The organism is Shewanella surugensis (assembly GCF_023284005.1).
Classification (GTDB): domain Bacteria; phylum Pseudomonadota; class Gammaproteobacteria; order Enterobacterales; family Shewanellaceae; genus Shewanella; species Shewanella surugensis.
The window spans coordinates 1-22,129 of sequence record NZ_JAKIKS010000100.1; the positions used below are offsets into that span (position 1 = coordinate 1).

Annotated in this window: 18 protein-coding genes and 2 pseudogenes; 8 read left to right on the top strand and 12 right to left on the bottom strand. The window is 43.0% G+C overall.

What is annotated here, in order from left to right; genetic code table 11:
• Nucleotides 1-107 precede the first annotated feature (107 nt).
• From L2764_RS19730 to lptM, 12 genes and pseudogenes are all read right to left on the bottom strand, one after another.
• Complete coding sequence (locus tag L2764_RS19730) at nucleotides 108-1,502, bottom strand: AAA family ATPase (protein WP_248942068.1); 1,395 nt, start codon at nucleotides 1,500-1,502, stop codon at nucleotides 108-110.
• A 28-nt stretch (nucleotides 1,503-1,530) separates the two neighbouring features.
• Nucleotides 1,531-1,749, bottom strand: coding sequence for a hypothetical protein (locus L2764_RS19735; RefSeq protein WP_248942069.1), 219 nt, complete (start codon nucleotides 1,747-1,749; stop codon nucleotides 1,531-1,533).
• Nucleotides 1,746-3,002 (bottom strand): restriction endonuclease subunit S, encoded by a 1,257-nt coding sequence (locus L2764_RS28025; protein WP_248942070.1) that lies wholly within the window; start codon nucleotides 3,000-3,002, stop codon nucleotides 1,746-1,748. The genes L2764_RS19735 and L2764_RS28025 overlap by 4 nt, the downstream gene beginning before the upstream one ends.
• Before the next feature lie 173 nt (nucleotides 3,003-3,175).
• Nucleotides 3,176-4,939, bottom strand: a complete 1,764-nt coding sequence (locus tag L2764_RS19745; RefSeq protein ID WP_248942071.1) for a class I SAM-dependent DNA methyltransferase — start codon at nucleotides 4,937-4,939, stop codon at nucleotides 3,176-3,178.
• Nucleotides 4,940-5,018: 79 nt separating this feature from the next.
• Complete coding sequence (locus L2764_RS19750; protein WP_248942072.1) at nucleotides 5,019-6,104, bottom strand: Fic family protein; 1,086 nt, start codon at nucleotides 6,102-6,104, stop codon at nucleotides 5,019-5,021.
• A 168-nt stretch (nucleotides 6,105-6,272) separates the two neighbouring features.
• Nucleotides 6,273-9,802 (bottom strand): annotated as a pseudogene (gene hsdR, locus L2764_RS19755) (type I restriction-modification system endonuclease).
• Nucleotides 9,803-9,981: 179 nt separating this feature from the next.
• Nucleotides 9,982-10,758, bottom strand: a complete 777-nt coding sequence (locus tag L2764_RS19760) for an HAD-IA family hydrolase (protein ID WP_248942073.1) — start codon at nucleotides 10,756-10,758, stop codon at nucleotides 9,982-9,984.
• A gap of 9 nt (nucleotides 10,759-10,767) precedes the next feature.
• A complete protein-coding gene (gene xerC / locus L2764_RS19765; RefSeq protein ID WP_248942074.1) occupies nucleotides 10,768-11,706 on the bottom strand; it encodes a tyrosine recombinase XerC in 939 nt (312 codons plus the stop codon).
• A 130-nt stretch (nucleotides 11,707-11,836) separates the two neighbouring features.
• Nucleotides 11,837-12,475, bottom strand: a complete 639-nt coding sequence (locus tag L2764_RS19770) for a DUF484 family protein (RefSeq protein ID WP_248942075.1) — start codon at nucleotides 12,473-12,475, stop codon at nucleotides 11,837-11,839.
• Nucleotides 12,472-13,299, bottom strand: a complete 828-nt coding sequence (gene dapF, locus L2764_RS19775; protein ID WP_248942076.1) for a diaminopimelate epimerase — start codon at nucleotides 13,297-13,299, stop codon at nucleotides 12,472-12,474. Before dapF ends, L2764_RS19770 begins: the two co-directional genes overlap by 4 nt.
• A gap of 84 nt (nucleotides 13,300-13,383) precedes the next feature.
• Complete coding sequence (gene lysA, locus L2764_RS19780) at nucleotides 13,384-14,628, bottom strand: diaminopimelate decarboxylase (RefSeq protein ID WP_248942077.1); 1,245 nt, start codon at nucleotides 14,626-14,628, stop codon at nucleotides 13,384-13,386.
• A gap of 11 nt (nucleotides 14,629-14,639) precedes the next feature.
• Nucleotides 14,640-14,843, bottom strand: coding sequence for an LPS translocon maturation chaperone LptM (lptM, locus tag L2764_RS19785; RefSeq protein WP_248942078.1), 204 nt, complete (start codon nucleotides 14,841-14,843; stop codon nucleotides 14,640-14,642).
• A gap of 222 nt (nucleotides 14,844-15,065) precedes the next feature.
• Here lptM and cyaY point away from each other — a divergent pair, with 222 nt between their 5' ends.
• The 8 genes and pseudogenes from cyaY (at nucleotide 15,066) to L2764_RS19825 (ending at nucleotide 22,056) form a co-directional block, all read left to right on the top strand.
• Nucleotides 15,066-15,401, top strand: a complete 336-nt coding sequence (gene cyaY, locus L2764_RS19790) for an iron donor protein CyaY (RefSeq protein ID WP_248942079.1) — start codon at nucleotides 15,066-15,068, stop codon at nucleotides 15,399-15,401.
• Between the two features lie 149 nt (nucleotides 15,402-15,550).
• Nucleotides 15,551-16,480 carry a hydroxymethylbilane synthase gene (hemC, locus tag L2764_RS19795; protein WP_248942080.1) on the top strand — a complete coding sequence of 310 codons (930 nt, stop codon included), beginning with the start codon at nucleotides 15,551-15,553 and terminating at the stop codon, nucleotides 16,478-16,480.
• A gap of 15 nt (nucleotides 16,481-16,495) precedes the next feature.
• Nucleotides 16,496-17,224: a uroporphyrinogen-III synthase gene (locus L2764_RS19800; protein WP_248942081.1), complete on the top strand. Its 729-nt coding sequence runs from the start codon at nucleotides 16,496-16,498 to the stop codon at nucleotides 17,222-17,224.
• A gap of 74 nt (nucleotides 17,225-17,298) precedes the next feature.
• Complete coding sequence (locus L2764_RS19805) at nucleotides 17,299-18,429, top strand: uroporphyrinogen-III C-methyltransferase (protein ID WP_248942082.1); 1,131 nt, start codon at nucleotides 17,299-17,301, stop codon at nucleotides 18,427-18,429.
• Nucleotides 18,426-19,586, top strand: coding sequence for a heme biosynthesis HemY N-terminal domain-containing protein (locus L2764_RS19810; RefSeq protein ID WP_248942083.1), 1,161 nt, complete (start codon nucleotides 18,426-18,428; stop codon nucleotides 19,584-19,586). The genes L2764_RS19805 and L2764_RS19810 overlap by 4 nt, the downstream gene beginning before the upstream one ends.
• Before the next feature lie 249 nt (nucleotides 19,587-19,835).
• Nucleotides 19,836-20,375, top strand: a pseudogene (locus L2764_RS19815) (transposase); the annotation flags it as partial.
• A 411-nt stretch (nucleotides 20,376-20,786) separates the two neighbouring features.
• A complete protein-coding gene (locus L2764_RS19820) occupies nucleotides 20,787-21,800 on the top strand; it encodes an Ig-like domain-containing protein (protein WP_248942084.1) in 1,014 nt (337 codons plus the stop codon).
• The gene (locus tag L2764_RS19825) at nucleotides 21,757-22,056 is read left to right on the top strand and encodes a hypothetical protein (protein WP_248942085.1); all 300 of its coding nucleotides are present in this window, start codon (nucleotides 21,757-21,759) and stop codon (nucleotides 22,054-22,056) included. Before L2764_RS19820 ends, L2764_RS19825 begins: the two co-directional genes overlap by 44 nt.
• The last annotated feature ends 73 nt before the right edge of the window (nucleotides 22,057-22,129 follow it).

The window sequence follows — 22,129 nt, forward strand, 5'->3', positions numbered from 1 at the left end:
TCGATTATATCGCACACTGTTTGGAACAATTATCCTCTCCCAACTGCGACCTCAATAGTCTCTTACCCTGGCACGTTAAACTAAGCAAGGCGTAGTTCGCCGGACGCTCACTTACGTACAAGCAACTTTTGATTTGTATCGTCATCTAAAGTGGTTTTTAAGCCAAACATATCACTGCGAAGAATGAGGTTAATACCCATACCTCTAGGGTTTTCATCGGGTTCTCTTGAATGAACTTGATGTTTATCATCCCGCCACATAACTTGTACTTGCTGTTTTTGTAATTCGGCGATTGCTAGTGGATGATGGGTGACCATTAGCAAATGGCTGGTTTTATGATTAGGTACAAATTCATGGAGGAATTTTAAGTATTTGGCTGCCCATGATGGATTTAGATGGGTATCAGGCTCATCCAACAGAAATAATGAATCTTTGCCGCCAGTAAACTTAAGTAGCCCTAGAACGGTTAGCAATTGCTGCTCACCTTCGCTGAGCTCACGAAACGTGAGTGGGTCTTTACTGCTCTTCACTTTTACGCGAATACTAACTTCTGAGATAATTTCAGAAAGCAGGGTACTTTCTAACATTTTAAACAGCTCATCATCGCTGAGATTTTTGGAAAAGTTTAAAAGAGCATCTACATTGGGTAAAAATAGGTGAAAAAACTCATTATGGATGTTACTACCTGTAAGTGAGCTGTCTTCTTGTCTCGTGACTTTTACAGGTGATAAGGTATGTTTAATTAGGTCGTCTAAAAAGCGACGAACAACGCCACGCGCGCCCCAGAATAATTCGCCTTTTTGCTTTGCCCAGCCCGGTTGACGCATCACAAAATGAATACTGTCTAAACCCTCAATGCCTAAATGTTCACGTAAGAATGCTCTCTGTGGACTGTTTTCGTCAGAAAGGAAGAATGCCAATAAAACAAACTGGCTATGATGGGGTTTAGCATAAAATAAGGGGCGAATGTCACCTTTTAAGTCCAATTTATCTTTCAATAGATGGCGGTAAAAATCGGTGCGGTGTTTTCTAAAATAACGTTCTAGCCGATCACTTGGACCCGAGTAGTAAGCAAATACGTATTTGGGTAGATAAGGAGCATTGCCCTCCTTATCTCGCTTAAGCTTGGAAAAAGAAACCTGTTTGCCTTTGGACTGTGGATCCAAAGGTGATGATTCTAGTAAATCTATTACCGTAACATCATACTGCTTAGCTAAGGTTCCACGGATAGGATCAGCATCGATGGTAATTTCTTGCCAATAGTTATTGTCATGTCCTTCTTGGGGTTCTTGACCGAGCCTATAAACCAAGTGATAAGAGAACGGTGGTGTTTCACCCAAGTCTAAATTGCGAAAGATAGCAACTAATGCTTCCAGTACATTAGATTTTCCTGAACCATTACGGCCAACGATAACGGTCATTAGGTTATCTTTATCAAAATCAATACTGATATTGTTCAGATTTTTAAAACGTGAACGTATGTGCAGTTTATCGACTTTCATCTGCTTTCCTTAGCTTAATTAGTTTCATCTATATTAAGGTAAACCAGTCTTGACCTTCATCATTACGCTCAAGTTTAGTAATCGTTTTATCTTGAGTAAGAGCATTACGAATATCTAAAAAAAACTGATCTAACTGTTCTATACTGCTGTCGTTAGGATAACCAGCGGCAGTTAAAAGCTGTTGTCCGCTCAATGACTTACCTGCTTTATTGAGTGCTTCAACGACCTTTATGATTTGTTTACTCATGATATTCCCTGATTTTTTTTAACGTTCATTTTTTTTACTTTGGGTTGTTTTTTTAACAAGTCTCTTTCAGCTTTGATCTGTGCCAGTAAGGCTTCGGCACTATTCTCGCCTGTAATGAGTTCAGGGTTCGCGGCGCGCCACTCTTGTGTCAATTCACCTTTAAAAGCCTTAGCGAGGATCGACTGAGTGAGATTATTCACTCGCGTCTGCGCGGCGTTTACTTGGGTTTCGACCTTATCGGCAAAGGCAAACAACTCCTCGACGCGACGCACGATCTCGGTTTGTTCTTGGTAAGCTGGAAATGGTATTGGTAAACCTCTAAATTTAGCCGCTTTGATCCCTTTAGCAGCAGTCCCCGTTGCGTTTAAATCAACTAGTTTTTGAAAGGAATTGGTCAGTATAAAATAGTAATGGAATTTAGAAATAACATTGCCATATGCCTGTAAAGTCAGCGTCCTTTGAGCTAAAGCAATATCTGAGCCTATTTCGTTCATTGCGACGCATCCCATAGTATGGCCTTCTGTTACGAAAAAAATATCATCTATTCTAGAAAAACCTCTAGTCATCCAAGACCCATAGTCCTCTTCGCTCAAGTATTCTATCGGCTCATTAGACAGGTGCCCCATTTTGATATTCTTGGCTGTGTATAGGCGCTTTCCCGATTCTGACTTTTTAGGGGTTTTACCACGGTAATCTATAAAACGGTACAATTCTGTGAAAGTAGAAATTTCCCATAAAGGTGAGAAATGATCAGTTACGACGTAGTGAGATGAAGTAGCTTCAATTTTTCGCTTCTTATCATCATAAAATGACAGTTCATTTTTCAAATCACCTTTTGCATCTAATTCATTCTCCCCACGCCACTCTTCAGTCAATTTGCCACTGACTGCGGCGGCCAGCACCGACTGGCGGAAGGATTTCAAGATGGCAGGAATAGCATCGAGGCGGGCTTGAGTGCGCTCCACCTGCGCCAGTAACTCATCTAACTTGTCGGCAATGACTTTTTGTTCCGCGAGTGGTGGGAGGTTGATGATTTGCTCATATGCGTCTTCACGGTTGAGTCCTGGAATAGCAGTGGATCGATTAAGTGAAGTAAGAGGTAAGTTCTTGAGTTGATAAAACCAATACTTTAGAGGCTGACTAAAAACTTCATCAACAAAATAAGTTGTATCTATTGGTGAAAAAGGTTCACCAGCTAGCGTAACTTCGCCAAATGATCCTTTTCGGCCAACAATAATACCTGGTGTGCTCACTAATGGTATTGAGTGATCCCCAACGATTCCGTTTGAGCCATATACAGGGGCCCCAATACCATCTCTCGTCTTCGCTGGTAATTATTTTCCATATTTTAACTCTACAATTTGACCTAACTGAGTAACACACCACCCTTCAGGCAATAAACCTGCCTGCTTAGACTCCATCGCGCTCATGCCTTCACTCCTGCAACAGGTGAGCCTGCGGCAACGTCTGCGCCATCACTTTCGATCTTATTCTCACTCTGACTGTCCACATCAGCACTCTTCACATCAGCACTGGCCACATCAACCCCTAAGGATGCCATTAAGGCTTCTAAGTCCACCAGCGCGCCTTTGAGTTCGCTCATAGCTTCACCTGCGAGTTCTTCGGGCGTGCCTAGATCGGCGGCATCGACGCTGTTTTTATCTTTGAGCCATGAAATATCTAACGAATCGCCTTTGGTGTTTCGAATGTAGTCGCGGGAGAAGCATCGCCAGCGGCTGCTCTCTATATGCGCTTTCTCGCTTTGGCTTGTTAATTCAGGCTCAAGGCTGTTTGCGCTTTGGCTTGCTATATGCGCTTTCTCGCTGGCTGCCTTAGTGTCGTCGGTAAAGCTCCATTCGCCTTCGGTGCGTTCAGCGAGCGGCACTGAATAAACCGCTTCAAACGGCTTAAGATGCTGGGCGTCAAACGGGGTGCGTTTGCCAAAGCTGGGCATGTTAGTGCGCAGATCATACACCCAAGTGTTCGTGGTGCAGTTTTCGTCTTTTAACGTGTCGCTCATGTTTTCAGAGCCTGCTCCTTTAGTAAAGAACAGCACATTGGTTTTGACGCCTGCGGCGTAAAATATGCCCGTGGGCAGGCGCAAAATAGTGTGCAGGTTGCATTTGTGCATCAGATCGCTGCGAATACTGCTGCCAACACCTGCTTCAAACAACACATTGTCAGGCAAGACGACGGCGGCGCGGCCACCGGGTTTCAGGTTGCGGTAAATGTGCTGCAAAAACGCCAGTTGCTTATTGCTGGTGGGGTAGGTCAAGTCATCACGGGTGATGGAGGCCTCGCCGCCCTTGCTGGTGCCAAAAGGCGGGTTGGCGAGGATAATATCGGCCTTGGGCAGCGTGGCGCCGACTTGGCCTAATGAGTTACCTAAATGCACCACGCCTTCATCGTCACCCTCCATGCCATGCAGCAAGCAGTTCATTAGGGCTAAGCGGCGGGTTGAAGGCACCAGCTCGACACCAATGAAGGCGTTATGTTTTTGAAAGTCTTTTTGGTTCTGGCTTAAGTCGAAGTGCTCGTCAGTTTGCGCTTTAATGTAACGGTCGGCGGCAATCAAAAACCCGGCGGTGCCTGCGGCGGGATCTTGAATAGTCTCGCCGGGCTGCGGGTTAATCAAACGCACCATGGCATCAATTAAGGCGCGCGGGGTAAAGTACTGACCTGCGCCGGATTTGGTTTCATTGGCGTTTTTCTCTAATAAACCTTCGTATAAGTCACCGAGGCCATCTTTTTGGGCGCTAAACCAATCGATGGAATCTAAGGACTTAATCAGCTGCTTTAAATGACATGGCTCCCGCAGGCGAGTTTGGGCATCGGCATAAATAGCTAAAATGAGCGGATCGGTGACGATGGTTTTTTCAATGGTTTTGCTTGGATCACTTTTATCTAACTGATTGAGATCGATTTCACGGCGTTTGCCGCTTGAGAGTGCCAGCAAGATATTTTTATAATCATTGAGCAAGTTAATGCCGTCTTTGTCGCTTAAATCGCTCCAGCGACAACCCACAGGCAAGGTGTGCTGACTTAATAATCCGGCTTCGGTATTCTCATGCACCATCTTGATAAACAGCAATAACACCAACTCGGTGACGTAATCTGAATAATTAATGCCGTCGTCACGCAATACGTCACACAGGTTCCATAATTTTTGTACGATATCATTGTTGCTCATTGGGACTCTCTTGTTTAAAAAAATTTAACAACGTATAGCCGTTGTTAATGTAACCAAATATGAGATAAGCCATTACGGGCTAATACTCTGTCACCTCATTTTGGGCAAATAGGGCAAATAAAGGTTGGTTAATATAATAATTGCTGCGGCCCATCTTTTCTTTGACCAAGAAGCCATGCTCAACTAATTGTTCTAAGTACTTAGTCGCAGTGATCCGACTGACACTCAAGTCTTGCATAACGAAGTCAATTTTAGTGTAAGGATGACTAAAAATATTATTGAGTAACTCTTGGCGATAGATATTAGGCAGCTGCGTTCTCATGTCGTGTTTAACTTGACCCATTTGCTGCTTTATTTGCTGAATTAAGCCAATCGTTTGCTGAGCTGTTTCGGCAATGCCTTTGAGGATAAACAGTAACCAAGGTTGCCAGTCTCCTGTGTCTCGTACACTTTGCAAGTGATGATAATAATCGGCCTTATGACGAATAATATAGCGACTGAGATAGAGTACGGGGAGATCGAGTAAGCCCTTTGCGACTAAGTAAAGAATATTAATAATACGCCCAGTACGGCCATTGCCATCATAGAAAGGATGAATGCTTTCAAATTGATGATGAATAAGCGCCATTTTCACTAAGGGATCGAGCTCACAACACTGATCATCATTGATATAATTAACCAGGTTTTCCATCAAGGATTGTACTTCATTGGCATCTTGTGGTGGCGTGTAAATGACTTCACCTGTTGCTGCATTTTTTAATGCGGTTCCTGGCACTTTTCTAAAGCCTGCACGATTGTTTTCCAATGTAAGTTGCACGTCTAACACATCATTGAGGCGGATCAATTTTTGCTTGCGTACGGCTGCGAAGCTTTGACGTAATGCGGCTGAATAATCACGTACTTCTTTCGCTGCGATACTGGTTTGCTCTGTGATCAGCTCTGCTTTATATAATTCATCATGGGTGGTGATAATGTTTTCTACCGCTGAGCTATCTTTTGCTTCTTGTAAGGTCAGCGTACTAATTAAAATATTCTCATTAGGGATACTGGCGGCCACCCCTTTGAGTTCAGCTAAATATCGATGGGCCGTTGCCAGCATTTTAAGCACTGCTCTGGTCTCTAATTGCTCTGGTTCTGGTAACGGCAAGTGGGCTAAGGGGGACATTTTTCATCCTAATGGTTAATGTTTATACGCTAGGGATTAGCGCACATCCACTCATCTATATTTTGGCTATTATTATACATATTACCTTAGACATGTATAGAAAATGCATTTTTCTATACATATTAAATACAACATGTATAGAAAACACGATTAGCTATACCTATTCAATTAACCCACTTGCCAGAGGTATTCATTGAGCTCATCAAGCACTGTATCGAGCTGATCATCGAGTACCTTGTCAAAACGCTTGGCGCCACCTTGATCGGCAAAAGATTGATTAACGAAGGCTTTGTCAATCACGGACTCATGGATTAATTGTTTTGCCAGCCGCTCTAGCCATTTACGTTGATTAGGGTTCCACTGGTGCTCGGTGTAAATCTGTTGCATTGCTTTATTTACTCGCTCATTAAAGGGCACTAAGGCTTCATCGAGGGCGGCTTGCCTGATATAACCAATAATGCTGGCGGCAATACCTTGATTGGTATTTTTACGCCATGCACTTTGTAAGTGAGCTTCGTTATAACCTGCCTCATCGAGCAGTCATTTGACCTCTTTGAGTTGCTCACGGGTTAGATCTTTGGGGCGATTAACCACCACAGACAAGGCGGTAGATAAGTTGACATTGTGCTTAATGAAATCATTAAAACTATCAAGGTAATCTAATGGTTTTTCATGGACACCATAATTTTGCTGACGGCTTAAAAATTCATCACGGCCTTCATAAATAATCGGCATCTTGTCACTGCCCGCTAAAAAACGCACTTCTGCGAGTTGGTTAAGTAGTTGTGATTGTTGCAGCAAGAATTGAGCCGCTGCCCTTGGACCCATTTGATGTAAATGCTGGTGGAGCTTAGCAGGCGTTACGCCCCATGTTTGCTCAAGCTGATCGAGTTTTTGTTTTAGCTCGGGTTTATTCTCTGCTTTTTTAACCGCTTTGCGCATCACCCGCATCACTTTTTGCCCGATTTGATCCAGTATGTCGTGGGCATGGCTACTGCCTGCTTGCTCACCTGGGGTATCGAGCGCTTGGGTGAGATGGGCCTCATCACTGAGCTCATCGACGAGTTGCTCTAAGGTAATATTGGGATCTTTGACTATGGGCTTCATGGTATTGACGTCTTCAAGGGCAGCATAAAGATCAACAGGATCATAGATTTTGAATACGGTTTTACCCATTTCGTCACAACGACGGGTAGCGCGCCCCATCATCTGCTGATATAAGATGCGAGATTTAACCCGCCGCAGAAACACAATATGGCAGATTTTAGGCACATCAATGCCGGTGCTTAACAAGTCCACTGTGATGGCAATATTGGGGTAGCGTTCATTTTTGTATTGGCGAATAAGTTGATTCACTTTATCGCTTTGTCCGGTAATTTTAGCCACTGCAGCTTGATTATAGAGTGTGTTGAAAACATCATCTAATGCGCTTTTAACCATATCTGCATGCAGATCTGTGGTGCAAAAAATCAGGGGTTTTTCTTCGCTGAAAGGGTCCAGCTCTTGCGCGAGTTGCTCACAGATCACCTTGTTAAACTCTTTGGTGATCACTTGTCGATTAAAGGCGCTTACATCAAACTTCATTTCATCGTCTAAATCGGCGGACTCGACTTCACCGGTTTGAGTGTTAATGGCCGAGACAGTTTCACCTTTTTCAAATTTAATGCCATTTTTACTGAGTAAGGTTTCGTAACGGATCGGCGGCTCATGATCAATAAGCCAGTCTTCTGCGACGGCTTCACGATAACTATAGGTGTAAACAGGATGACCAAAAATTTGACTGGTGTGCTTAGCAGGCGTTGCCGTTAAGCCAATGCGCACCGCATCAAAATAATTCAATACTCGGCGATAAGTGGATAAATATTGACTGGCATCACGGTTAGCCAACTCGCCTTCTGTCATTTGCTGATCGAGGGCGTAGCCTCTATGGGCTTCATCGACAATAATACAATCAAATTCATCTACTGATGGTGGCAGATCGGACATAAAGATCCGCTTCACCATGGCTTGTACCGTGGCCACTTGAATGCGAGTTTCGGCCTCTGCACTCATGTCGCCTAATTCGGCAATATTATAGATAGAAGAAAGCGGTTTACTTTGCTCAAGCTGGGCTTCGTCAAAGGCATCAGTGGCTTGAATACCGAGGGCACTTCTGTCGACGAGAAATAAAATACGCTTAAAACGCTCGGCTTTTAAAAAACGATACATGAGGCCAATAATGGTACGGGTTTTTCCTGTACCTGTGGCCATGGCTAACAGGCATCGTGTTTTATCTTGTGCCAATGCCGTTTCAACCGCTTCAATGGCTTTTTGTTGATAATCACGTAGACCTAAATACTCAAAGCCTTCTTGTTGTAATAAGGTTTCAGCTTCTTGTTTACTGCGTTTAAGCTTATCGAGTAATCCAGCGGGGGAATGAAATTGCTGCAGTGCCTTTTTAGCATTGCTTGGCTTGCGAATATCGCGAAACCAGGTGCCTGACAGTTCGGCAAGTTGCTTATTATATGGCTTGCCATTGCAAGAATAAACAAACGGAACAGTGTAATTTGTAGATGCATCCGCCCAAGGCTGAGAAAGCCCTGCGAGTGTCCATGCCCCTTTTTGCGGTGAAATAACCTGATAGCCTTTTGAGTAACGTTCAGCTTGTGAGATCTTGCCTGCTACGTTGGTGTTTTGTTTCTTTGCTTCAACAACCGCTATGGGAGTTAATCCACAAAAAAGCACATAATCTGCTCGGCCACCTTGAGCTTGGTGTTTGGTGGGCCATTCAGCAATGGCGAGGTTTCTGCCTGCTTCTGGGCGCGTGCCTTTTTGATAATGTAAACTCTCGCTATCGGCTTCCCAGCCTGCATCAATCAGTTGCCTGTCAATGAGTACACGGGTAAGCTCTTCATTAAGGGTAAAGTGACTATTGGCAATATTGGTGCGTTTAGTCACAGCTTTGCACTGACGCTTAATGGCTTTACGTGTTTCGTCTGTTTGCTCTTTGAGCTCTCGTTGTAACTTACTTAGTTTATTATCAAATTCAGTTTTTTGTTTTTCAAGGGCCTGTTCATGAAGTTGGGCTTGGCTTGCTAATATTCTTGCTTCTGTATCCATTTGCTCGGCAAGTACGGCGTATTCTTCTTTTTCTTGTTCGAGCAAGCTATTGAGTTGCTGGTTTGTTTCAAGTTTTTCGTTATTTTCAAGCAATTGACTTTTTAATTGCTAGATCTGTATTTGTAATGCATTTAACTCTTGGCTGGGATCTTGAGGGATAACAAATGACGTTGGTTTAAACTCAATGCCTTGCTCGCCGAATGCTTGGTGATACCAAAGGCGATATCACGAGCGACTTTAAGGCCCGCTAGCGCTGACTTATGTTCAGTTTTAAATTGATGAACCGCTTGATTTCCTGCTTTTCGTAGGCCATGAAACAAACTGATGATTTGTGATTCGAGGCGTAATTCACGGTTAATGCGAAATAACAGATCGGCTTGACTGGTTTTATGATCAAATTCGATGCGACAACGCATCGCTAAATCTTGGGCTATGGCTTCTGCAAACTGACGTAATTTGACTAATGTGGTATTAGGATCGCTAGTAAAAGCCTGCTCTGCAGTTTGAGCGAGTTGCAGAAAAATAGCATCATGTTGTTTAAGAAAAGTAAAGTTACTCTGCGTACTGTTGCAACCTAAGTGCTTATCCAATTGAGTCATCGTTCCCTCGAGCCGTTATCTACAAAAATCACTCATCATTAAAAATACCAATCGACAGATAATCTATTGGCAGGTTAATTAACTAAGATAACTCAAAACACATACAATTCAAATATATAAAAACAAACAAAGTGATACACTCTAGGCTATTTATCAAACACTTCATTTAACGATATCAGTTAAAGCAAGGCCCGTAGTTGCTCGAGGTTGGAGAGGCAGATGTGGGGCAATAGGCTGCTTTGCTTGTTCATCACAGTTTTTTCCAGTGTGGTGATGGTGGCATTGAGTTCATCGGCTGCTACGCCAACGTGTTGCTGGACTCCAAAAGCAGGATTGAGCCAAGCGGCCTGACAGCCTGCTTCCCGTGCGCCGCGCACATCGCTAGCGCTACTATCACCAATATGCATTAATCGATCAGCATCGATATTAAGCGTGTTTAAGGCCAAATGAAACATATCACCATAGGGCTTCATACGCATGCCATTACCAGGACAAAGAGCAAATTCAATCATGCCATCTAGGCCGATACGTTTTGCGTCCACATTACCATTGGTAATGGCAATGAGCGGGTACTTTTGCTTTAACGCTTCAAGTAAGTCCATTACTGACGTTGAAAGCGTAAAATCACTGCGATAATGCAAAAAATGCTGCAGTGCTTCAACGGCGCCTTTATGGGCTTGGTTATTGGAATAACCCGCATTCACCAAACCCTGTGCGATTGCCGCCTGCCTTAAATGACTCACATCATGGACAAGGCCAGCGTGGGTGCGTAACAGTTGCGCTTTGATCGCCATAATTTCATTAGGGTACCACTGCTCAGTCGCACTAAATTGCTCATGGAGATAATCAAGCAGCTTTTGCTCTGCTCGGCGCATAATAGGCCGATTATCATATAAGGTATCGTCAAGATCGAAGCTTAAACACGTTATAGGCTGTGGCTTAATGAAAATGTGCATCACCCGCTCCTATTCATCAGGTTGGTTATTGTTGGGGTCTTTTTTTGCACTCACTTTTTTTGCTCTGGGATGAGCCCCATCATACACCTTCGCTAGATGTTGGAAATCAAGATTGGTATAAATTTGCGTCGTCGATAGGTTAGCATGCCCCAGTAACTCTTGCACAGCACGTAAGTCTCGGCTTGACTCTAGCATATGAGTAGCAAAAGAATGACGTAGTTTATGCGGGTGCACTTTCATATTCAATGCCTGCTCTTGACCCCATTTCTTCAACCTAGCTTGAATACTGCGATGGGCTAAGCGTGCGCCTTTAGCGGTCACAAACAAGGCGTTGTCAATACAACTCAGGCTTTGTCTCAAAGTCAGCCAAGCCGTTAACGCGGTTATCGCAACGGTGCCTATCGGAACAATGCGCTCCTTACTGCCCTTACCTAATACTTTGACTTGTTGATCGCTGAGCAAAAGATCGCTCACATCGAGCATGGCCAACTCTGCTAAACGTAAACCTGACGAGTAAAACAACTCCATGATGGCTTTGTCGCGCACACTCAAAAGATCGTCAGCTTTGATCTCAAGCAAATGGGTGATTGAGTCTATATCCATATTCTTAGGCAGGGGTTTGTTCAGCTTAGGCGCGCGTAAATGAATAGCGGGATTGGCCGAGATCCGCTTTTCTTGCAATAAAAAAGCCCCAAATTGCTTTATCGCCGACAACGTTAAGGCCAAGGATCGCGGTGCTAAACCTTGGCGATGCAATTTACTTAAACCAGATTGAAGTTGTTGATGAGATACATTACTCCAGTGTATTGGCTCTGGAAATAGCGCAATAAATCGATTAATTTCATATAAATAGTTACGCACCGTATGCGGTGATAATTGCCGCTCGGTTTTAAGGTAACGTTCGAAATCTAGCAAGGACTGATCGTCGGCCAAGATAGCTTTCTCCATGATGTGATCCCTTTAGCCACATACTCACAAAAGACTAAACGTATTAACTTAATGGCCAACACGTTTAACGAGAGCAGGTTTTAAAGGCTAATATTAAATGTTTTAGCATTTAGGGACTAATATTCAAACCTCAGCACTTAGGGACTAGGTGATCCAATAATTGCTTGATTTGATCTAGCAGTAAGTGATCCATATCCGGCTGAAAGTGACTCGGATCTTGGGTGGCAATCGCAAAAATCACTTGTCCGCATTCTTTTGAAAGACGAGATAACGCCACCGAGCCTACATCAGAGCCAAATAAACGTCGAGATTCGGCTTGGGTTAAGCGGCCAAAGTAATAACCTTGGTTTAAGCGTTTCTGCCAAATATGCGCTAATTCACTGTCGATATCATGCACCGAAATTAAGCGTACATGACTGAAGTTAAATTGATTCTTCAGTTCAACAGATAATATTTGCCTTAAATCGCTGATGCCATCACATTCAAGTAACTTCATTGATAACGCATTATTGAACATATAAATTTGCTCATTGCGTGTTGCCATGGTCATCAATGCGGTGATTTCTTCTTCTAGCTGCTGCACTTGTTGACGCAGCGCACTTTGTTGCCGCTCAACAAGTGATACCGTCCCTCGTTCCTGATGCGGTATACGCATCCCAGTTAATAATTCAGGAAAACGCGCAAAAAAATCGGGGTTTTCTCGTAAATATTCCCGTATCAAAATCTCATCAAAAGGTGCTGTTTCTTGCATGTGTAGCAGATCTGTCATTGCGGTATTTGTCCATCGAATACATGTACGGCGGGACCTGTCATCCATAACGGTTTGCCTTCGCCTTCCCAATTAATCATTAGCGAACCACCGGGTAAGTCGACCTGAACCCGTGAGCCTAACTTGCCTTGTAATTGCCCTACGGCAACCGCAGCACAAGCCCCCGTCCCGCATGCCAGTGTTTCAGCCGCGCCGCGTTCATAAACACGCAGTTTAATCTGGTCTCGACTTATCACCTGCATAAAACCGACATTCACACCTTTTGAAAAGCGTTCATGTTTGGTGAGCAAACGGCCTATTTCATCAACGGGCTCTGCAGCCACATCATCCACATCGAGGACACAATGTGGATTGCCCATCGATACCGCACCACACAAGAATGTTTTTAACGATGTGGGCAATAAATAGGTTTTTTCCGCTTTTTTAGCATTAAAAGACATACTATTCGGTTCAAAATTAGGCACGCCCATATTCACGGTCACCTGACCGTCATGCTCTATTTTTAGGGTAATTTTGCCTGACGCGGTACTGACTCGAATCTTTTTCTTATTGGTGAGCCCCTTATTACGAACAAAACGCGCAAAGCAACGCGCGCCATTACCACATTGCTCAACTTCACTACCATCAGCATTAAAAATACGATAGTGAAAATCTAAATCGGGATCATAAGGCGGCTCAACCAATAATAATTGATCAAACCCTATCCCTAAATTTCTATCGGCAAGGCGCTTGATATGATCAGGCGAAAAAAACACATTCTGTGTGACGCCATCAACCACCATAAAGTCATTACCGAGTCCCTGCATTTTAGCGAATTGGATCAAGATAGGAGTCCTTAAAACGTAAATACTATCAACGAGTATCTTTAACTAATACTATCAACGAGTATCTTTAACTAATACTATCAATTAAGGTAAACATTTCTCTCCCTGCCATAACTGCGGCAAGGTTTCACGCGCTCGAATAAGGTGAACTTGCTCACCATCCACCATCAACTCTGCTGAGCGAGGGCGCGTATTATAATTAGATGACATCGTAAAACCATAAGCGCCCGCTGAACGCACCGCTAAAAAGTCCCCAGCGGCAATATTTAATGCTCTATCTTTACCTAAGAAGTCACCCGTCTCACATACCGGTCCTACTATATCATAGTTATAAGTCTCACCTTCGCGCGGAATAACCGCAATGATATTTTGCCACGCACTATAAAGTGCTGGACGCAGCAAATCATTCATCGCACCGTCCACTAACGCAAAATGCTTATTCCCATTTTGTTTTAAATAAAGCACTTCGGTGATGAAGATACCCGCATTGGCCGCGATTGCCCGACCCGGTTCAAAAATCAGTGCTAACTTCCGATCACCCAAACGCTCGAGCAAGGCTGCTGCATACACGTCCGGCTGTGGTGGCGTCTCATCATCATAAGTCACGCCTAAACCGCCGCCCACATCGAAATGTTCAATCACTATGCCCTTGGCTGATAGACGATCAATTAACGCCAACATTCTATCCATTGCATCTAAAAAGGGCTGGATCTCCGTTAACTGCGAGCCAATATGGCAATCAACACCCTTGACTTGAATGTGGCTCAACTCATGGGCTCTGGCAAAAAGTGTTTCCGCCTCTTCCATGGCAATACCAAATTTATTATCTTTGAGGCCTGTTGAAATATAAGGATGCGTCCCCGCATCGACATCAGGATTAATCCGCAATGACACTGGCGCGACTTTTCCTAATCGCTGAGCCACTCGTTGAAGTTGCTCAAGCTCCGCCTCTGATTCCACGTTAAAGCAATGAATGTTTAAATTAAGCGCCATTTCCATTTCTACAACGGTTTTTCCTACACCAGAAAAAACCACTTTAGCTGGATCGCCCCCCGCCTCAATCACACGGGCCAATTCACCACCAGAAACAATATCAAACCCACTGCCCAACCTTGCCAACACATTTAACACCGCGAGATTCGAATTCGCTTTTACGGCATAACAAATAAGATGAGGATGTGCCCCCACGGCACGATCAAATGCATGCCAATGTCGCTCTAAGGTGGCACGTGAATAGAGATAGAGTGGTGTGCCATAAGTACGCGCAAGCTCTGCCACTTTGCAGTCTTCGGCGTATAATTCATTGGCTTTGTAGAGAAAATGATCCAACAGCTTATTCCTTAATTACTAACGTCACTAATGACTGTATTACTGACTTCACTTGATGTTGTGGTGTCTTGTGATTGCGTCGGTGTTTCATCTAGCGGTTGTGCCTGAGTCACTTCAGGCTCTGGCTCACGATATAAACCACTTTTTTGTCCGCAACCTAAGATGACTAGACTAGCAAGAGCCAATAATAAAAACAGCTTCATTTTTCTCAACATCTCAATATCCGATTAATAGCAGCGATTAACAACAAACTTTTAACATATCAATAATAGCTTGTCTCAGCATAAAACAATTATTTGATCTCGATGGTTACAGAGATAAGGTACTCAGGTCAAGTATCACGGGTATAAACAACGAAACTCGTGCAGTTACCTAGCCTCATTGGTACTATACCTATTAATAAACAGATTTAATCGAAGACAAAGGATAGCTTCCCCATGGCAATGACAGATTCAGAGTTTCATCAGTTAGCCGACGAGATGTTTAACGCCATTGATAACGCTATTGAATATGCCATCGATGAACAAGATGAAGATCTTGATATCGATGCATCAGGTAATGTGTTGCAATTAACGTTCGCAGACAGCTCAAAAATTGTTATCAATAAACAAGAACCCTTACACCAAATTTGGATCGCCACTAAATTTGGCGGTTATCATTTTTCTTATAGCGAGCAAAAATGGATAGATCAGCGCAATGGCAGTGAGTTTATGCCCTTTGTTATCGACTCTATTTTTCGTCAAAGTGGTATAAAATTGTTAATTAACCGATAAGGAATTATGGCAAAGCTCTTTATATCTCGGTCATCCACTGATATTAGGTAAAACGGCTACATATCTCGCATTTTACATGCCTTACGCTATACAGCCTATTAGCGGCAATGATAACATTGCCATAACAAAGATTTATGACGGAAAATGACATGTCTGAAAACCTGATCCGCATCGCCACTCGTAAAAGTCCACTGGCACTTTGGCAAGCCGAATTCGTTAAAGCCGAACTGACAAAAGCGCATCCGGAATTAACCGTTGAACTTGTCCCTATGACGACTAAAGGCGATATTCTTCTTGATACACCATTGGCCAAAGTTGGCGGAAAAGGGCTGTTTGTCAAAGAATTAGAAGTCGCTATCCTTGAAAATAGAGCCGACATCGCCGTGCACTCCATGAAAGATGTTCCCGTTGATTTTCCTGAAGGCTTAGGGTTATCGGTGATCTGTGAGAGAGACGATCCCAGAGATGCGTTTGTTTCCAATCACTACGCTGATATTGATGCCCTTCCTCAAGGTGCTGTTGTGGGAACATCCAGTCTTCGCCGTCAATGCCAAATAAGAGCTGCGCGTCCTGATTTAATGATTAAAGATTTACGCGGCAACGTAGGCACCCGCCTAGCTAAACTGGATGCTGGCCAATATGACGCCATTATTCTTGCTGCCGCAGGGCTTAAACGCTTGAAACTCGTTGAACGTATTGCAAGTTACATTGAAGCCGAACGCTCATTACCCGCTAATGGTCAAGGCGCTGTAGGCATTGAATGTCGTCTCAATGACCACCGGGTAATAGCACTATTGGCGCCACTTGAACATACTGAAACGCGTTACCGAGTCACCGCTGAACGGGCGATGAATACTTATCTTGAAGGCGGTTGTCAGGTGCCTATTGGCGCTTATGCCGAAATAGCAGATGGGGTTTTACACTTACGTGGTTTAGTCGGTCGACCTGATGGCGGTTTAATTATCAGTAGTCAAGCTTCTGGTTCCGTTAACGATGCCGAACAAATTGGAATAAATCTTGCCAAAGATTTACTCCAACAAGGCGCTAAAGACATTCTCGATGCGGTATACCAGCCATGAAGGCGCTTTGACAACATGAAAGTGCTACTGACTCGCCCTCAAGGGCGAAATCAGCTAATGGCTGCAGCGCTAAGGCGTTACCGTATTCCTTATATGATAACGCCCCTCATCGATATTATTGCCGCCACACAAACATCAGCCAATCATTCACTGCAACTGACTCAAGCAGACGATATTATTTTTGTCAGCACTAACGCTGTTAAATTTGCAGACAGCTTAGTTAAGCAACCTTGGCCTGAACATCTGCGTTATTTCGCCATCGGAAAAGCTACCCAAGATGCGCTATTAGCCATTGATATTAAAGCACTTACCCCTCACAATAAAGAACGGCAGACCACCGAAGGTTTACTGGATCTGCCTGAGCTTAAATCACTCAAAAATAAAAAAGTGTTAATTGTAAGGGGAGTGGGAGGACGAGAAGCTTTAGCGGATGAACTCAAGCAACGACAAGCCGAAGTAACTTATTGGGAAGTATACCAAAGAGCTCCCATTAATTTAGATGCTAAACAAATCACAAATCAATGGAAAATTGAAAAAATAGACACTATCATTGTGACCAGTGGCGAAATACTCGACAATCTTATTAAACTGGTGCCAAAAGAATTATTTTATTGGCTAAAAACTTGTCATATCATAGTCCCAAGTGCAAGAGTAGAAAGTGTGGCATTGAGCTATGGATTGAAGTTCGTTACTAATGCCAAAGCGGCGAATCAAAATGCTATGATTGCCGCACTAATAACCTAGTCCTTGAGAATTAAGGACGATAACCTACAAACAACAAATAACATTGTTGCATTATCGCTTTCAAGGATTGTTAAATGGACAACAAGAATACCGAACTCCCTGCTAAGAAGCCCAAAAAAGAGGCTAAATCTACCCCCGTTGAAAACCGGGTTCCTCTTAAAGAATCCACCGCGAAACCAATGAATACCCATCCAACTTCATCTGGCTCAGGAAAAATCTGGGGGTTGCTATTTTTACTCCTCATTGTTACCGCTGCAGCGGCTTTAGGCGGGCTATACCTATATCAGCAATTACAAACTCAAAAAATGGTTTCGGTCAATTTAGAACAAAAACTGACGTCTTTACTGATTAAGCCGAATCAACGGATAAATCAACTCTCTGAGCAACAAAGCCAGTTAACAGGGACACTTGATAAACAACTCACGCAATTAAAGACAGCGCAGACACAACTTAAGCAACGTGTCTCAATGCTTGCACAGCGAAACCCCAATACTTGGCGTGCAGAAGAAGCGTTATACCTTGTGAGATTAGCGGGGCGTAAATTATGGTTAGAACACGATCCTAGAACCGCAGCAAGTTTATTAAAAGCCGCGGATGAGCGCGTAGAGTCAATGATGGATCCTTCACTCACCCCCTTACGTAAGGCTTTATCAAAAGATATATCAGCGGTACTGTCTATAAAAGAAGCCGATATATCAGGTACTGCTCTTATTCTTGATGACATCATCGATAATCTCGAGCAACTGCCTTTACACCGCACAGAAATGAACACTGCTAACACAGCAGATAACGATGATATGTCCAACTCAGTGTCGGACTGGCAAACTAATCTCGCCAAATCTTGGCACGCACTGATTGATGATTTTGTGCTTATTCGTAAACGTACAACCGATGCAGCCCCCCTCCTCGAGCCCAATCAACAGTGGTATCTTATCGAAAATATTCAAAATAAGTTATTACAAGCTCAATTAGCCTTATATCGCCAAGATCAGGTCAATTATCGCAGTTCTTTAGCACTGGCTAAAAAATGGATAGCCCAATATTTTGATTTAAGCAATGCTAAAGTCGAAGACACTATAACAACGTTAGATGCATTATTAACGCTTAAAATCGAAACCACCCCAATTAAGCATTTCCAATCAATGAAGATGCTCACCCAAGTCGTGAACTATGGTAACTTACTCAGTGAGGAGCCCAAATCATGATCCGCGCTCTTATCTATCTGGCCATCATTCTCATCGGCTTCTGTATCAGTCCTTTCCTTGTGGGCAATAAAGGTTACCTCTATATTGCGATTGCAGACTATCAAATCGAGACCAGTTTAGTCTTTGCTGTAATAGCGATTATCGTATTTTATAGCTTATTGCAATTCTTTGAATTTTTATTAATATTCTTTTTAAACCTGATTATTAATAGTCGGTACTTACCCGAACGCTGGCGAAAAAATACCGCGAGAAAACATACCTTATCGGGCGCACTCTCGCTTGCAGAAGAAGATTGGGAAAGTGCAGAAAAGTTCATGCTAAAAGGGGCAGCAAAAGGGGAGATCCCTACGTTGAATTTTTTAGCCGCAGCGCGAGCCGCTCAGCGTCAATTACACACTAAACAACGTGATATTTATCTTGAAAAAGCAGAAAAAGATCCCGCAGCTCGTCAAGCGGTAACGACAACGAGAACACGATATTTACTGCAACAAGGTGATTTAACTCAGGCTCGGATAGAACTCGATAAGCTCGCCCCCACCAGTAAGAGTAAAACAGCCATTTTAAAATTGGCTGTTGAGCTTTATCAAGCTCAACATGATTGGCAAGCCCTAAAACTCATCTTACCCATCATAAAGAAAAAGCAGTTATTGACTGAGTTTGAGTTCAATCAATTAGCATTAAAAACCAATACCCAACTGCTGACTGCAGCGGCTAAAGTGAGTCTACAAGAATTAGAAAAATGTTGGCATTGGTTAAGTCGTCATGAACGTAAACAGCCAGAATATATTGCTTTATATGCTCTTGGACTCGCCAAACATCAACAGAATGCATTAGCATTGTTACTTAAACCAATAAAAACCCAAGCCTCAACCCCTATTTTTGACGCTCTATCTCAAATTATCACTAAAACTGATATTGAAGCGCATAAACAATTAATGGCACTGGAGAGCAAATATGCAGATGTCTTGAGCTATCAATGCTGTATTGCCACTCTTTACCAAAAACAAGATGACTTTAATAACGCAAAAATTTGGTGGCAGAAAGTATGTCACCAACAAGAAACAAAAACTTTTTTAGCGGCTCTCGCTTTCACTCATACCCAACTCGGAGAGCCATCAAGAGCATTGCAAGTCTACCAAAGAGCCCTTGAGCTATAGAATATTTTAAACTAAAGAAACCGCCTAACAAGGTGGTTTCTTTATATATAAATAAGGACTTACGCATTGACAATGTTTATGAAATTAATGGTCATTCAAAAAAATTAATATATTTTACCTCAAATGATAAGAAGTACGACTCGACCATCAACAGCACGATGTAACTTGCCTATATATGTGGGATTTTTGATTTCAGTGGCTAAATTTCCTACCGGTACTCGTCTATCAAAGGTTATCGGTATTTAACATCATCTGAAGAAGGTAAGAAAGCACCAGACAGGTTTTATGTTTGCAGTTGAAAGCAACCGAAGAATATCGATTCAAAAAGGAAAATGGGAGCAAGTTCAGGCGTTAGAAGTCCCAGAAGATGGTCTCGAAGTTTGGTTAAAGGATTTTGGTAAAGTGAAACCTTTTCGGATGTGGCTAAAATACCAGCAACGACATTATATTGTCCACTTACCTACAAACAATCCTAATGCACTGCTAAATAAAGACTTTATTAATATCCATGACCATCATTGGCAAATAGAACAATATCACCGTGCAATTAAGCAAGTCTGTCATATTGAACATTTTCAAGTGCGAAATGAGCAACCAATAAGAAATCATATAGTTGCAGCAATTTGTAGTTTTGTTCATTTAAATAAAATGCAGGCTGCTAAGATGATATGTAATATTGACAAGCATCAGTGTGATCTTTATAAAGATGTGGTCGCTTCTTTTATAGAAATATTGTCGAAAGGGAAGTCTTGCCTAAACCCAAGTTTTCAAGCTTCTGTCAATGCGTAAGTCCTATAACATTCGTGTTTACGGTATTGGTCCCTACTTTGTTAAAGCCATGGCGGCAACAATTCCAATCGTGTTTATATTGAGGCTCATCTAAAAAATATCGCTGTTGAGAAACAGTTTTACGAGAAAGAAAATAATGATGATAATGTTGAGTTTTTTACCTTCTCAACCAATGACCCACCTCATTATGTCGATTATTTTGTATTAGGCACAGAACGTAGTACTGAAGCCAACGTTGTTGTCACCAACATGACAGTCTCAAGGGTGTTACATGAAAATATCGAGCTTTACCTGACTCAGCCAGATGGTAACACTTAGCCAGTTCCTACTTCACTAATTTTAACGGGTGAAGGTTCCAGTCATCCAATAGACATAACCCACCATGTTATTCCATTAGTTGACCCTAGAGAAATGGAAGACTTTGAAGTCATACCGGGTGAACACATCTATATTCCCTTTGCAGAGCTACTGGGTAATGACAGTTATCCCGAAAACAGTGAGATCACCATTAACCGTGTGCAGGTTGATGATCTTGATATGGGCGTCGCGACAATATCGACCGAAGGGGTATTCTTTAAAGCCCATGAAGAGTTTATCGGAGAAGCGACAGTTAGCTATACCTTGGCCGATGCTAACGGAGGAGAAGATACAGCAACCGTGACCATTCACGTTGGAGAGCCAAGTGAAGAATATGAATCTTTCTTTATTAATGCCCCTACTGTGACAATATTAACCGATACCAATGATGACGGTACCTTATCTGCCGCCGAGTTAGCCGACAACCCTCTTCATGGCACCATTGATCTATCAGTCAGTTTCGACAGTCCACTCTTCGAAGGTTACAGCCTTAGTCTCACCATTCACAATAATGATGAGCAGCGTGATTTAATCTTAAGTTTCAATGATGGGGAACTTGTCGTCGTTAATACTCTCGGTGAATCCATCGCTGCTTTCTCACCTTCTACTAGTGGAGGATGGGAAGAGCATCAGCACATCACATGGTCTGAAATACAACCTTTAAACGCCACTCAACCTATTTCTGTCAGTGCCGTACTGATATTAGGTCATGATATTTCAGATACAAACTATGATAGCGCCAGTATTCCAGTAACCGAGCCGATACGTGATCTTGCGATTAGCGATGCCACAGAGGCGCAACTGACCGCCAATAATCCGCTCGATGAAGTCGCTGCCGCGCAAGCGACATTGGCGATAGCAGAAGCCAATTTGGCCACTGCACTCACTAATGAAGCGGACGCGGTGATGAATCAAGATGAAGCCTTTATCGAGACACAAACAGCATGGACCCATGTCATAAATAGCAAAAGTATTGCTGAAAATGAGCTGGGTACCGCTGAAGCCAACCTTTCAGGAGCCCTAGATGTACTTGAAGCGGCAGGCAATTCTGGCAGATATTATCACTGAAGCGGTAAGGTTAACTGAAATATCCGATGCGTTAAGTAATACCGCAGCTGAGCATCATAGTCAGCATCTTGACGCTCAAGACACTTACGATGCCACCATCACTGGGCAAGCCGAGGTGCTAGCAACATTTACAAGTGCACAACTAAAATATGAAAGTGCAGCTGAAACCTCTGCCAATATGACTGCGGCAGAAGTGGCTGAAACTTGGACTGATAATTACTTAGATTGCCATAATAACCGACACACTTTGGTATAGAAAAGAGGGTTAGCTGCCTATAAGCTTCAATCTCTCACAAAATCGGCCAAGGTTCTCAAATGAAAAACCAATA

Excerpts from the sequence above, each read along its gene's own strand:
- cyaY (WP_248942079.1), top strand. The coding sequence starts at position 15,066 with ATGGCAATGACAGATTCAGAGTTTCATCAGTTAGCCGACGAGATGTTT.
- xerC (WP_248942074.1), bottom strand. The coding sequence starts at position 11,706 with ATGGAGAAAGCTATCTTGGCCGACGATCAGTCCTTGCTAGATTTCGAA.
- hemC (WP_248942080.1), top strand. The coding sequence starts at position 15,551 with ATGTCTGAAAACCTGATCCGCATCGCCACTCGTAAAAGTCCACTGGCA.
- L2764_RS19800 (WP_248942081.1), top strand. The coding sequence starts at position 16,496 with ATGAAAGTGCTACTGACTCGCCCTCAAGGGCGAAATCAGCTAATGGCT.
- L2764_RS19730 (WP_248942068.1), bottom strand. The coding sequence starts at position 1,502 with ATGAAAGTCGATAAACTGCACATACGTTCACGTTTTAAAAATCTGAAC.
- L2764_RS19805 (WP_248942082.1), top strand. The coding sequence starts at position 17,299 with ATGGACAACAAGAATACCGAACTCCCTGCTAAGAAGCCCAAAAAAGAG.
- L2764_RS19825 (WP_248942085.1), top strand. The coding sequence starts at position 21,757 with ATGTACTTGAAGCGGCAGGCAATTCTGGCAGATATTATCACTGAAGCG.
- L2764_RS19735 (WP_248942069.1), bottom strand. The coding sequence starts at position 1,749 with ATGAGTAAACAAATCATAAAGGTCGTTGAAGCACTCAATAAAGCAGGT.
- lptM (WP_248942078.1), bottom strand. The coding sequence starts at position 14,843 with ATGTTGAGAAAAATGAAGCTGTTTTTATTATTGGCTCTTGCTAGTCTA.
- L2764_RS19750 (WP_248942072.1), bottom strand. The coding sequence starts at position 6,104 with ATGTCCCCCTTAGCCCACTTGCCGTTACCAGAACCAGAGCAATTAGAG.
- L2764_RS19760 (WP_248942073.1), bottom strand. The coding sequence starts at position 10,758 with ATGCACATTTTCATTAAGCCACAGCCTATAACGTGTTTAAGCTTCGAT.
- L2764_RS19810 (WP_248942083.1), top strand. The coding sequence starts at position 18,426 with ATGATCCGCGCTCTTATCTATCTGGCCATCATTCTCATCGGCTTCTGT.
- L2764_RS19770 (WP_248942075.1), bottom strand. The coding sequence starts at position 12,475 with ATGACAGATCTGCTACACATGCAAGAAACAGCACCTTTTGATGAGATT.
- L2764_RS19820 (WP_248942084.1), top strand. The coding sequence starts at position 20,787 with ATGGAAGACTTTGAAGTCATACCGGGTGAACACATCTATATTCCCTTT.
- L2764_RS19745 (WP_248942071.1), bottom strand. The coding sequence starts at position 4,939 with ATGAGCAACAATGATATCGTACAAAAATTATGGAACCTGTGTGACGTA.